We start from the raw sequence: 12311 nt of genomic DNA on the forward strand, positions 1-12311 counted from the left end.
ATATGAGCGCGGTCCCATTGCGTAACAACAAGGCTGCGGCGTCGAGCGTCCGCAGTGTCACGGTTCTCGGTGCCACCGGCTCGATCGGCGACAGCACGATGGATTTGCTGCGCGCCTCTCCCGAGCGCTATCGCGTCGAAGCCTTGACGGCGAACGGCAATGTCGAAGCGCTGGCAAAGCTCGCCAGGGAATTTTCCGCGCGCTACGTCGCGATCGCCGACACATCCAAGCTCGCCGAGCTCAAGGCTGCGCTCGCGGGAACGAGCACGGAATGCGGCGCGGGCGAAAGCGCGGTGATCGAAGCCGGCGCCCGTCCGGCCGATTGGGTGATGGCCGCCGTGAGCGGCGCTGCCGGACTGAAGCCGGCCCTGGCCGCGGTCGATCGCGGCGCGCATGTCGCGCTCGCCAACAAGGAATGTCTCGTCTGCGCCGGTGATTTCTTCATGCAGCGCGCGGCGAAAGCGGGCGCCTGCATCCTGCCGGCGGATTCCGAGCACAATGCGCTGTTCCAGGCGCTCGCCTCAGGCAACCGCGACGAGCTCGTTCGTGTCATCATCACCGCCTCGGGCGGGCCGTTCCGGACCTGGAAGCCTGCCGACATCGAGCAGGCGACGCTGGAGCAGGCCCTGAAGCATCCGAACTGGAGCATGGGCCAGAAGATCACGATCGATTCCGCCTCGATGATGAACAAGGGCCTCGAGGTGATCGAGGCGTCCTATCTGTTCGCGCTCTCGCCCGACGAGATCGACGTCCTCGTGCATCCGCAGTCGATCATCCACGGCATGGTCGAGTTCTCCGACCGCTCGGTGATGGCCCAGCTCGGCGCTCCCGACATGCGCACGCCGATCGCGCACTGCCTCGGCTGGCCCGATCGCATCAAGGGGCCGGCGGCCAAGCTCGATCTGGCCAAGATCGGCCAGCTGACCTTCGAAGCACCGGATTTCGAGCGCTTCCCTGGACTTCGGTTGGCCTTCGATTCGCTCCGGACCGGGAAGGGGGCGACCACCGTCTACAACGCCGCAAACGAGGTCGCCGTCGCCGCCTTCATCGCCGGCAAGATCCGGTTCGGCGCGATCGCGCGGCTGGTCGAGGCGACCCTGGACGATTGGATCCGCGGCGGGAACCAGGCTCCGCTGACGTCCGCCGACGATGCCATCTCTGTTGACCATGTTGCGCGAAATAGAGCTGCCGCCCTATTGCCTCAAATTGCCTTAAAGGCATCCTAGATGGCTCGGGGCCAGGGCCTTGCGGCGCTGGATGAGGGAATTCGATGATCGACTTTTTCGTCCATAGTTTCAATACTTTGAGCCATGGGCTCCTCGGCTACGCGGTTCCCTTCCTGTTCGTCCTGACGATCGTCGTGTTCTTCCATGAGCTCGGCCATTTCCTGGTCGCGCGCTGGGCGGGCGTTCGGGTGTTAACCTTCTCGCTCGGTTTCGGACCTGAGCTGGTCGGCTTCAATGACCGCCATGGCACCCGCTGGAAGATCTCGGCGATCCCGCTCGGCGGTTACGTCAAGTTCTTCGGCGACGAGAGCGAGGCCTCGACGCCGTCGGCCGAGACGCTTGCGGCCATGACGGCCGAGGAGCGCGCCGGCAGCTTCCATCACAAGAAGGTCGGCCCGCGCGCCGCCATCGTCGCGGCCGGCCCGGTCGCCAATTTCATCCTGGGCGCGCTGATCTTCGCCGGCATGGCGCTCTATTACGGCAAGCCGAGCACGATCGCGCGCGTCGACGGCGTCGTCGCCGACGGCGCTGCGGCCGCGGCCGGCTTCAAGATCGGCGACGTCGTCGTGCAGATCGACGGCAAGCCGATCGAGAGCTTTGCCGACATGCAGCGAATCGTTGCGATGAACGCGGGTTCGGCGCTTGCCTTCCAGGTCAAGCGGGACGGCGCCATCGTCTCCCTGACCGCGACCCCGGCGCTGCTCGAGCGCAAGGATCCCTTCGGCAACAGCCACCGCCTCGGCGTGCTCGGCGTCGAGCACAAGTCCCAGGCCGGTGAGGCCTCGACCACGCCGGTCGGCGTCGGCGAAGCGCTCAAGATCGGGGTCGAGCAGGTCTGGTTCATCATCACCAGCACCTTCAAGTTCCTAGGCTCGCTGTTCGTCGGACAAGGCAATCCCAACGAGGTCAGCGGCGTGCTCGGCATCGCCAAGATGTCGGGGCAGGCGGCCAGCGCCGGATTCCAGTTCGTGATCAATCTGTGCGCGGTGCTGTCGGTGTCGATCGGGCTGTTGAACCTGTTCCCGATCCCGCTGCTCGATGGCGGTCACCTGATGTTCTATGCGGCGGAAGTGGTCCGTGGCCGGCCCTTGTCCGAGCGGACCCAGGAAATGGGGTTCCGAATCGGGCTCGGTTTAGTGCTGATGTTGATGGTGTTTGCCACCTACAACGACATTCTGCGGATGGCCGCTTCCTGATAGGGGCTTTTTTGTGGCGTTGCTGTTGAGCAACGTCTTGGAATGAAATTGAAATTGCGGCGCGCTCGGCCGTTTGCGGCGTCGGGGAAATTGGCTACAAGCGGCTCTGAACTTGGGGAATCTCCCGGACCGGCGTTGGGGTTGGGTCTGGTACTGATAAGGGCGCGTTGCGCAATGAAGTTTGGACTGCGACTCCGGGGGGGCCTGCTCGCAACCCTGATCTTGTTCGGCGCGCCGGTGCTTGCCCCGGTTGGGGCTGGTTTTGTCTCTTCGTCTGCGCTTGCTCAGACCGTCCAGTCGATTTCCGTCGAAGGAAATCGCCGTGTCGAGGTGGAGACGATCCGCTCCTATTTCAAGCCGGGCCCGGGTGGCCGCCTGGACCAGGGCGCCATCGATGACGGCCTGAAGGCCCTGATCGAGACCGGCCTGTTCCAGGACGTGCGAATCAATCGCGGTTCTGGTGGCCAGATCATCGTCTCCGTGGTGGAAAACCCGGTGATCGGCCGCATCGCGTTCGAGGGCAACAAGAAGATCAAGGACGAGCAGCTCACCGCCGAAGTCCAGTCCAAGGCGCGCGGCACCTTCTCCCGCGCCATGGTGCAGTCCGACACCCTGCGAATCGCCGAAATCTACCGCCGCTCGGGCCGCTATGACGTCCGCGTCACGCCCGAGATCATCGAGCAGCCGAACAACCGTGTCGACCTGATCTTCACGGTCGAGGAGGGCGCCAAGACCGGCGTCAAGTCGATCGAGTTCATCGGCAACAACGCGTTCTCGTCCTACCGCCTGCGCGACGTCATCAAGACGCACGAATCGAACCTGCTGAGCTTCCTCGCCAGCAACGACATCTACGATCCCGATCGCGTCGAGGCCGACCGCGACCTGATTCGCCGTTTCTATCTCAAGAACGGTTTCGCCGACGTCCAGGTGGTCGCCGCGCTCACCGAATACGATCCGGAGAAGAAGGGCTTCAACGTCACCTTCAAGATCGAGGAAGGCTCGCAGTACCGCGTCGGCACCGTCGACTTCCGCTCCTCCATTCCGAACTTCGATCCGACCACGATGCGCAACTATTCGCGCGTCAATGTCGGCGCGCTCTACAACGTCGAATCGGTCGAGAAGTCGGTCGAGGAAATGCAGATCGAGGCGTCGCGTCGCGGCTATGCCTTCGCCGTGGTCCGTCCCGGCGGCGACCGCAACTTCGAGGCGCACACCGTCGCCGTCGTCTTCAACATCGACGAAGGCCCGCGCACCTATATCGAGCGCATCAACGTCCGCGGCAACACCCGCACGCGCGACTACGTGATCCGCCGCGAGTTCGACATCTCCGAGGGCGATGCCTACAACCGCGCGCTGGTTGACCGTGCCGAGCGCCGCCTGAAGAACCTCGACTACTTCAAGAGCGTGAAGATCACGACGGAGCCGGGCTCCTCCAGCGACCGCGTGGTCCTGATCGTCGATCTCGAAGAGAAATCGACCGGCGACTTCTCGGTCTCGGGCGGTTACTCGACGACCGACGGCGCGCTCGCCGAAGTCTCGATCTCCGAGCGCAATCTGCTCGGCCGCGGCCTGTTCGCCAAGGCGTCGGTGACCTATGGCCAGTACGCACGCGGCTATTCGCTGTCGTTCGTCGAGCCGTACCTGCTCGACTACCGCGTTGCGCTGGGCCTCGACCTCTATCAGCGCCAGCAGCTGGCCAACAACTACATCTCCTACGGCACCAAGACGCTCGGCTTCTCGCCGCGCCTCGGCTTCTCCTTGCGTGAAGATTTGGCCCTGCAGCTGCGGTATTCGATCTATCAGCAGGAAATCACGCTGCCTTCCTACCTGGCGAACTGTAACAACAACCAGTTCCTCGCGGATGGTGTGACGCCCAATCCGGCTTTCAATCCGAGCCCGGCTTTCTCGGCAGCGACTGGTATTCCTCTGGCTGCCTCGACTAACGGCCTCGGCTGCTACTCCGACGGCGAAGCCTCGCTGCCGGTCCGCAAGGAGCTTGCCAACGGCAGGACCCTGACTTCGGCGCTCGGCTACACGCTGACCTACAACACGCTGGACAACAACAAGAACCCCACCGACGGTCTGCTCGTCGACTTCCGTCAGGACTTTGCCGGCGTCGGCGGCGACGTCTCCTACCTGAAGACCGTCGTCGATGCGAAGTACTACGCTCCGCTCGTCTCCGACATCGTCGGCCTAGTCCACCTTCAGGGCGGCGTGCTGAACAAGATCGGCAACAACGAGATCCGCATGCTGGATCAGTTCCAGATGGGCCCGAATCTCGTCCGCGGCTTTGCCCCGAACGGCATCGGCCCGCGCGATTTGAATCCCTTTGGCACGCAGGACGCGCTTGGCGGCACCAAATATTGGGGCGCTTCGTTCGAATTGCAGATGCCGTTCTGGTTCCTGCCGAAGGAAGTGGGTCTGAAGGGCGCGGTTTATGCCGACGCCGGTGGCCTGTTCGACTATCAGGGCCCGACGACGTGGTCGGCGACCAACGAGCTGACCACGACCAGGAACTCGAGCTGTACGCCGTCGACCATCAACCCGCCCACGTCTGGAACCTGTACCGGCCTGGTGTATGACAACGGCAACGTCGTCCGTTCGTCGGTTGGTGTCGGCCTGATCTGGCAGTCGCCATTCGGACCGCTGCGCTTCGACTACGCCGTGCCGCTCACCAAGGGCAAGTACGACCGTACCCAGGAGTTCCGGTTCGGCGGCGGCACCTCGTTCTAATTCGATCAGCAAGGCATGATCCGGCCATCCGGGAATTCCCTTGGGAGTTCCCTGGGGCCGGTCACCAAAAAGATCGCGCTCAATCCGTGAGATAAGGCATGATGCGGCCTGACCGCTTCATGCCGAAGCCGGACCGCGACGGGGTGGAATGGCGCAGCCGACCTTCTTCAAAAAGCCGCCGGCCTCAGCGCTGGCTGACATTGCCGCGCTGACCAAGGCGCAGCTCGTCGACCCTGCCAGGGGCGGTCACGTCATTACCGGTCTTGCTTCGCTCGACGAAGCCGGCCCGATGCATCTGGCGTTCTTCGACAACCTCAAATACGCCGACGAGCTCAAGGCGACCAAGGCCGGGGCGTGCCTGGTGAGTCCGCGCTTCGAGGCCCAGGTGCCCGCGCACGTGGCCGTGCTGCGGGTGGCGCAGCCGTTCCGCGCCTTTGTTGGGCTCGCCCGGGAGTGGCACGGCGATGCGCTCCGTCCGCAGTCCTGGTTCGGCAATGACGGCATTGCGCCGTCGGCCATCATCGATCCCTCGGCGCGGCTCGAGGACGACGTCATCGTCGAGCCGCTGACTGTCATCGGTCCTGACGTCGAGATCGGCAGCGGCACCGTGATCGGCGCCGGTGTGATCCTCGGTCCCGGCGTCAAGATCGGCCGGGACTGCAATGTCGGCGCCCGCACGGCGATCCAGTGCGCACTGATCGGCAACAACGTGCTGATCCATCCCGGCTGCTCGATCGGCCAGGACGGCTACGGCTTCATCTTCTTCGGCCCCGAGGGCCATCTGAAGGTGCCCCAGACCGGCCGCGTGCTGATCCAGAACAATGTGGAAGTCGGCGCCGGCACCACCATCGACCGCGGGTCCCTGCGCGACACCGTGATCGGCGAGGGCACCAAAATCGACAATCAGGTCCAGATCGGCCACAATGTGACGATCGGCCGAAACTGCCTGCTCGCGGCCCAGATCGGGCTCGCCGGCAGCCTGACGATCGGCGACAACGTGGCGCTGGGAGCAAAGGTTGGCATCAACAATCACCTCAAGATCGGCGACGGGGCCCAGGTCACCGCGATGAGCGGCGTCAAGGACGACATCCCGCCGAACGGTCGCTGGGGTGGCTTTTTCGCCAAGCCGACCAAGCAGTGGTTCAAGGAAATTATCGCGGTGGAGCGCCTGGTACGCGACAGCAAGGCCGATCCGAAGAACGAGGGACGGGAATGACGGCGGAATCACCTGTTAAATTCGAGCTGGTGGATATCAATGCGATCCTCCGGACGTTGCCGCACCGCTTCCCGATGCTGCTGATCGACCGGGTGATCAACATCCGCGCCGATTACAGTGGCATCGGCATCAAGAACGTCACCTTCAACGAGCCGGCCTTCCAGGGCCATTTCCCGGAGCGCCCGGTCTATCCCGGCGTGATGATGATCGAAGCGATGGCCCAGACCGCAGGCGTGATCGGCATCACGTCGGTCGAGGGCACCGAGAAGCCGCGCGCGGTGTATTTCCTCACCATCGACAAGTGCAAGTTCCGCAAGCCCGTGCTGCCCGGGGATACCATCGAGTATCACATGCGTTCGATCGGACGCCGCAAGGCGATGTGGTGGTTTCACGGCGACGCCAAGGTCAACGGCCAGATCGTTGCGGAAGCCGACGTTGGCGCCATGCTGACGGACTGAGCGGGATCAGCTCTTCTGCACGCGTTCGCGCGTCGGGCAGGCGTAACGGCCGGCTGTGACATCGCGCTTGATATTTTGGTTGAAGAATTGGCCCATGGACGGTGCGTCCAGGAGGCGCTCGGCCGTGTCGGCCGTCACGCCGCAATAGCGGTCATAGGCGCCGTTCACCGCGACGATGAGGTCCTGCTTTGCACGATCGTAGCAGACCCGCTGAAGCACCGTGCTGCGGGTGATGTCGCGGCACTCGAATGTCCCGAGATCGACGAGGCGGCGTTCGCTGGTCTCGACCGTCTCGGACACGACCGGAGCGGTCGCGAGCTGCGCGAGCAGGATTGCCAGGGCCCTGATCACAATGACTTCAAGCTCCACATGAACGTGTTGAAGGGCTAGAGCATGATCCGGAAAAGTGTGCAGCGGGTTTCCGAAAAGATCATGCTCAAACAATAACCTGAAGCGCGATGACGATTCATCCCAATCTCATCGTGCTTTAGGACGGCCGGCTCATCCGGCGCCTGAAACAGGCCGAGATGATACGTCACTGGACAGATCGGGCATAGTCGCGCTAACCACCGGAAAACTGAGCGACTTCAACACATAATCAGACCTTCTTGATGAGTCAGATTGCTTGATGAGTAAGATTGATCCCACCGCACGGGTCGAGGACGGCGCCGTGATCGGCGAGGGCACCGAGATCGGACCCTTTTGCATCATCGGTCCGAATGCCGTGATCGGTGCGAACTGCAAGCTGATCGGACAGGTCACGGTCATCGGCCACACCTCGATCGGCGACGGCTGCGTGATCTCGCCGTTCGCGGTGCTGGGCGGCGCGCCCCAGGATTTCAGCTACAAGGGCGAGCCGACCAGGCTGGAGGTCGGTTCTGGCTGCACTATCCGCGAAGGTGCAACGATGAATGTCGGCACCATCAAGGGCGGCGGGCTGACACGCGTCGGCAACGGTGGCTACTTCATGAACAACAGCCATGTCGGCCATGACTGCATGGTCGGCAATAACGTAATCTTCGCAACCTCGGCGACGCTCGGCGGCCACTGCGAGATTGGCGATTTCGTCTATATCGGCGGCCTGTCGGCGGTGCATCAGCTCACGCGCATCGGCCCGCAAGTGATGGTCGGCGGTCTCTCGGGCGTGCGAGACGACATCATTCCGTTCGGGCTGGCCAACGGCCAGTATGCGGCACTGGAAGGCCTCAACCTGATCGGCATGAAGCGGCGGCAGTTCACCAAGCAGCGGCGCGCAACCGTGCAATCCTTCTACCAGAAGCTCTTCCACGGCCCCGGCACGTTCGCCGAGCGGCTCGCGGCGGCCCAGCCGCTCGCGGGCGAAGATCCTGCGATCGCCGAAATCCTCGACTTCATCGGCAAGCGCAAGCATCGCCCGATCTGTCTTCCCGCCATCGAGAAGTGATTTCGGGATGGCCGCGGGCGTGACATCGGCGGCTTCGGAGATTTCATCGCCGGTCGGCGTGGTCGCCGGCGGCGGCGCCATGCCGTTCGCGGTCGCCGACTCGCTTGCCGCGCGCGGCATCACGCCGGTACTGTTCCCGCTGCGTGGGGCCTGCGATCCGGCACGAGTGGAGAAATTCCGCCATCGCTGGATCTCGGTCGGCCAGCTCGGCCGCGCCATGCGGCTGTTCCGCGAAGAGGGCTGCCGCGACCTGATCTTCATCGGCACCCTGGTGCGGCCTTCGCTGTCCGAGATCCGGTTCGACCTCAAGACGCTGCGTCTGCTCGGCAACGTCATCCGCGCCTTCCGCGGCGGCGACGATCATCTTTTGTCCGGCGTCGGCCGCATCCTCGAGCAGGACGGCTTCCGCATGGTCGGCATCAAGGATGTCGCGCCCGATCTGTTGATGCCCGAGGGCTGCATCAGCCGCGCCTGGCCGAACGACAACAGCAAGACGGATATCGAGCGCGGTCGCGCGGTGCTGACTGCGCTCGGTCCGTTCGATATCGGCCAGGCCGCGGTCGTGATCGACGGCCATGTGGTCGCGGTCGAGGACATTGAGGGCACCGATGCGCTGCTCGCGCGCGTGGCGCGCCTGCGCGAGGAAGGTCGCATCCGCGCTGCGACAGGACGCGGGGTGCTGGTGAAGGTACCGAAGAGCGGGCAGGATTTGCGCTTCGACCTGCCGACGATCGGCCCGCGTACCCTCGAGGGCGTCGCCCGGGCCGGACTGGCCGGCATCGCCGTCGTCGCCGGCAACACCATCGCCGCCGAGCCGCAGGCGATGATCTCGCTCGCGGATGCCAAATATCTCTTCGTCATCGGCCTGCCGGCGTGATGCAGAGCCGCGACCCCAAGCGAAAGATCTTCCTGATCGCGACGGAGGAATCCGGCGACCGGCTCGGCAGCGCGTTGATGAAGGTGTTGCGCCAGCGGCTGGGCGACGGCGTGCAGTTCGTGGGCGTCGGCGGCCGGACCATGGCGCGCGAGGGGCTCGAGACGCTGTTTCCGATCGAGGAGCTGTCGATCGTCGGCTTCGCCGCGGTGGTGCAGCAATTGCCGAAGATATTGCGGCTGATCCGCCAGACCGTGGACGCTGTGCTGGAGGCCGCGCCCGACGCGCTCGTGATCATCGACAGTCCCGATTTCACCCATCGCGTCGCCCGTCGCGTACGCGCGAAGAATCCCGCGATCCCGGTCGTCGACTATGTCTCGCCGCAGCTATGGGCCTGGCGGCCGGGACGGGCGCGGACCATGCTCGGCTACGTCGATCATGTGCTCGGCCTGTTGCCGTTCGAGCCGGAGGAATACCGCAAGCTCGGCGGGCCGCCATGCAGCTATGTCGGCCATCCCCTGATCGAGCAATTGCCGTCGCTGCGTCCGAACGCGGAGGAGCAGCGGCGCCGCGATGCCGAGCCGCCGGTTCTGCTGGTGCTGCCCGGCAGCCGCCGCAGCGAGATCAGGCACCATCTCGACGTATTTGGCGAGACACTTGGACGGCTTCAGGCCGAAGGCCGCGCCTTCGAACTGAAGCTGCCGACCATGCCGCATCTCGAAGCCACCATCCGCGAAGGCATCGCGAGCTGGCCGGTCAAGCCACAAATCGTGGTCGGCGAGACCGAGAGGCGCGCCGCGTTCCGAACCGCGCGCGCGGCGCTGGCCAAATCCGGCACCGTGACGCTGGAGCTCGCGCTGTCCGGCATTCCGATGGTGACCGCCTATCGCGTCGGCGCGATCGAAGCCTTCATCCTGCGCCGTGCGATCCGCGTCTCCTCGGTGATCCTCGCCAATCTCGTGATCGGCGAGGATGTCATTCCGGAGTATCTTCAGGAAGACTGCACGCCGGAGAAGCTCGGGCCGGCGCTGTCGGCGGTTCTCACCGATACCGACATGCGCCATCGGCAGGTCGAGGCCTTTGCACGGCTCGACACCATCATGTCGACTGGCAACAAGCCGCCGAGCGTGCTCGCCGCCGACATCGTGCTCGCGACGATGCGCAAGGTGCGGCGGTAGGCGACGCTCTTGTGGGGTAGGCAAAGCGCAGCGTGCCCACCATGTCTGAGTTGCGGAGAGAGGCGGTGGGCACGCTTCGCTTTGCCCACCCTGCGATACCGAGGCTTGGCTCACCCGGCCTCCGACCAGATCACTAGGCCAATCCGCCATCCACCCGAAAACACTGGCTGGTGATGCGCTGGCTCTCGTCGGACGCGAGAAACAGCGCCATGCTGGCGATGTCGTCGGGCGTCACCGCATCGGGAACGGCCTGGCGGGTGCGCATCTCGGAGATCTTCTGCTCGTCCGGAAACCAGAGCCGGCGCTGGCGCTCGGTGATCACCATGCCCGGTGCGATGGCATTGACGCGAATGCGGTCGGGGCCGATCGAGCGTGCCAGCGAATTGGTGAAGCCGACGATCGCGGCCTTCGCCGCGGCATAGACCGGCAGTGCCGGCGCACCGCGCATCCACGCCACCGAAGACATGTTGATGATCGAGCCGCCGCCGCGCGCCTGCATCTGCGGCACGATGGCTTGCGCGGCAAAGAAGACGTGCTTGAAATTGACACCGATCGTCCAATCGAATTCGGCAGGCGTCACCTCGCTCACCACCTGGCGCCTATCGTTGGCGGCGTTGTTGACGAGGACGGCGGCATCGCCAAGCAATCCGTGCACCTTCGCCATCGCTGCGCGCAAGGCGTCGATGTCCAGGAGGTCGCACGGCACGAATAGCGGCTCGGTTCCTGACGACCTCGCGACCTCTCGCGCGAGCGCCTCGCCGGCATCGGCATCGATATCGAGGAACGCGACACGGGCTTTCTGGGCCGCGAAGGCGCGCACGAAGGCGGCACCGATGCCGCTGGCGCCGCCGGTAACCAACACGATGCGGCCGGCAAGGCTGGAATAGGTGGCTTGGGTCATGCGATCAGCCGCTCCGTCTGGGGGTCGAACAAGCAAATGCGCCGCGTGTCGAGCGCGAAGGAGGTGGTCGCCCCGGGCGCGGGGCGGATATCCGGCGTGATGCGCGCCAGTGCAGCCTCGCCGCCGAGACGCAGCAGCACGATCGTCTCGGCGCCGGTCGGCTCGACCATCTCGACCGGCGCATCGACGAGGACGGGCGCCTCGCCGGAAAAGACGCGGCTGGCCTCGGCGATGCATTCCGGCCTGATCCCGACGACCACGTCGCGGCCGACATAGGACGCCGCCCCGTCATGTCCATTCAGGCGCAGACGAACCGCGTCCGGCCGCCCCGCACCGATCGCGGCTACCAGTCCGCCACTATCGGCCTCGAGCCGCGCCGGCATCGTGTTCATCGGCGGCGAACCCATGAAGCGGGCGACGAACAGATTGGCCGGATAGCGGTACACGGTGTCCGGATCGGCAAATTGCTGCACCACGCCGCGATGCATCACGGCGATGCGCGTTGCCATCGTCATCGCCTCGATCTGGTCGTGGGTGACGTAGATGATGGTGGCGCCGATGCGCTGGTGCAGGCGCTTGATCTCCATCCGCATCTCGACGCGCAGTTTTGCGTCGAGATTGGAGAGCGGCTCGTCGAACAGGAAGAGCAGGGGATCGCGCACCAGCGCCCGACCCATCGCCACGCGCTGGCGCTGGCCGCCGGAGAGTTGCGACGGCTTGCGGCCGAGCAGAGGCTCGATCTGGAGCAGCTTGGCCACATTCGCAACCGCCGCGTCCTGCTCTGCCTTCGGCACGTGACGGCATTCCATGCCGAAAGTGATGTTCTGGCGGACCGTCATCGACGGATAGAGCGCGTAGGACTGGAACACCATGGCGATGTCGCGGTCCTTGGGCGGGACGTCGTTGACGACGCGCCCGCCGATTTCCACGGTGCCTGCGCTCGGACGGTCAAGCCCGGCAACGATGTTGAGCAGCGTGGACTTGCCGCAGCCGGACGGCCCGACCAGCACGGTGAACTCCCCGCTTTCGATGTCGAGATCGATGCCTTTCAGCACTTCCAGATTGGCGTAGCGCTTCGACAGGGTGCGAATGCTTAGCGCGGCCAT

General features: G+C 64.6%; 11 protein-coding genes. 8 read left to right on the forward strand and 3 right to left on the reverse strand.

All coding sequences use genetic code 11. From position 1 onward, the window contains the following. Positions 1-2: 2 nt before the first annotated feature. From dxr to fabZ, 5 genes are all read left to right on the forward strand, one after another. Positions 3-1226: a 1-deoxy-D-xylulose-5-phosphate reductoisomerase gene (gene dxr, locus JQ627_RS07055; RefSeq protein WP_212483422.1), complete on the forward strand. Its 1224-nt coding sequence runs from the start codon at positions 3-5 to the stop codon at positions 1224-1226. Positions 1227-1270: 44 nt separating this feature from the next. Beyond that, positions 1271-2422 (forward strand): RIP metalloprotease RseP, encoded by a 1152-nt coding sequence (gene rseP, locus JQ627_RS07060; protein WP_212483423.1) that lies wholly within the window; start codon positions 1271-1273, stop codon positions 2420-2422. 174 nt (positions 2423-2596) lie between these two features. Then, a complete protein-coding gene (gene bamA / locus JQ627_RS07065; RefSeq protein WP_212483424.1) occupies positions 2597-5155 on the forward strand; it encodes an outer membrane protein assembly factor BamA in 2559 nt (852 codons plus the stop codon). Between the two features lie 148 nt (positions 5156-5303). Further along, positions 5304-6371: a UDP-3-O-(3-hydroxymyristoyl)glucosamine N-acyltransferase gene (lpxD, locus tag JQ627_RS07070; protein WP_212483425.1), complete on the forward strand. Its 1068-nt coding sequence runs from the start codon at positions 5304-5306 to the stop codon at positions 6369-6371. Next, positions 6368-6829, forward strand: a complete 462-nt coding sequence (gene fabZ / locus JQ627_RS07075) for a 3-hydroxyacyl-ACP dehydratase FabZ (protein ID WP_212483426.1) — start codon at positions 6368-6370, stop codon at positions 6827-6829. The genes lpxD and fabZ overlap by 4 nt, the downstream gene beginning before the upstream one ends. A 6-nt stretch (positions 6830-6835) precedes the next feature. Here fabZ and JQ627_RS07080 read toward each other — a convergent pair whose 3' ends face one another. Beyond that, positions 6836-7180 carry a KTSC domain-containing protein gene (locus JQ627_RS07080; RefSeq protein ID WP_212483427.1) on the reverse strand — a complete coding sequence of 115 codons (345 nt, stop codon included), beginning with the start codon at positions 7178-7180 and terminating at the stop codon, positions 6836-6838. A 277-nt stretch (positions 7181-7457) separates the two neighbouring features. Between JQ627_RS07080 and lpxA the strand changes: the two genes are divergently transcribed. Genes lpxA through lpxB form a run of 3 tightly spaced genes read left to right on the forward strand, consistent with a single transcriptional unit; the run spans position 7458 to position 10304 of the window. Continuing rightward, complete coding sequence (lpxA, locus tag JQ627_RS07085) at positions 7458-8252, forward strand: acyl-ACP--UDP-N-acetylglucosamine O-acyltransferase (protein WP_212483428.1); 795 nt, start codon at positions 7458-7460, stop codon at positions 8250-8252. Positions 8253-8271: 19 nt separating this feature from the next. Then, complete coding sequence (locus tag JQ627_RS07090) at positions 8272-9129, forward strand: LpxI family protein (RefSeq protein WP_212484071.1); 858 nt, start codon at positions 8272-8274, stop codon at positions 9127-9129. Continuing rightward, a complete protein-coding gene (lpxB, locus tag JQ627_RS07095; protein WP_212483429.1) occupies positions 9126-10304 on the forward strand; it encodes a lipid-A-disaccharide synthase in 1179 nt (392 codons plus the stop codon). Before JQ627_RS07090 ends, lpxB begins: the two co-directional genes overlap by 4 nt. A gap of 133 nt (positions 10305-10437) precedes the next feature. Here the strand turns inward: lpxB and JQ627_RS07100 are convergent, their stop codons facing one another. Together JQ627_RS07100 and JQ627_RS07105 are read right to left on the reverse strand one after the other, a co-directional pair. Beyond that, positions 10438-11205: an SDR family NAD(P)-dependent oxidoreductase gene (locus JQ627_RS07100; RefSeq protein ID WP_212483430.1), complete on the reverse strand. Its 768-nt coding sequence runs from the start codon at positions 11203-11205 to the stop codon at positions 10438-10440. Further along, a complete protein-coding gene (locus JQ627_RS07105) occupies positions 11202-12311 on the reverse strand; it encodes an ABC transporter ATP-binding protein (protein WP_212483431.1) in 1110 nt (369 codons plus the stop codon). Before JQ627_RS07105 ends, JQ627_RS07100 begins: the two co-directional genes overlap by 4 nt.

Source organism: Bradyrhizobium liaoningense (assembly GCF_018130785.1).
Taxonomy (GTDB): Bacteria; Pseudomonadota; Alphaproteobacteria; order Rhizobiales; family Xanthobacteraceae; genus Bradyrhizobium; species Bradyrhizobium liaoningense_A.

Coding starts and splice junctions, on each gene's coding strand:
- dxr (WP_212483422.1), top strand. CDS start 3: ATGAGCGCGGTCCCATTGCGTAACAACAAGGCTGCGGCGTCGAGCGTC.
- lpxD (WP_212483425.1), top strand. CDS start 5,304: ATGGCGCAGCCGACCTTCTTCAAAAAGCCGCCGGCCTCAGCGCTGGCT.
- bamA (WP_212483424.1), top strand. CDS start 2,597: ATGAAGTTTGGACTGCGACTCCGGGGGGGCCTGCTCGCAACCCTGATC.
- fabZ (WP_212483426.1), top strand. CDS start 6,368: ATGACGGCGGAATCACCTGTTAAATTCGAGCTGGTGGATATCAATGCG.
- lpxA (WP_212483428.1), top strand. CDS start 7,458: ATGAGTAAGATTGATCCCACCGCACGGGTCGAGGACGGCGCCGTGATC.
- JQ627_RS07100 (WP_212483430.1), bottom strand. CDS start 11,205: ATGACCCAAGCCACCTATTCCAGCCTTGCCGGCCGCATCGTGTTGGTT.
- JQ627_RS07105 (WP_212483431.1), bottom strand. CDS start 12,311: ATGGCCGCGCTAAGCATTCGCACCCTGTCGAAGCGCTACGCCAATCTG.
- rseP (WP_212483423.1), top strand. CDS start 1,271: ATGATCGACTTTTTCGTCCATAGTTTCAATACTTTGAGCCATGGGCTC.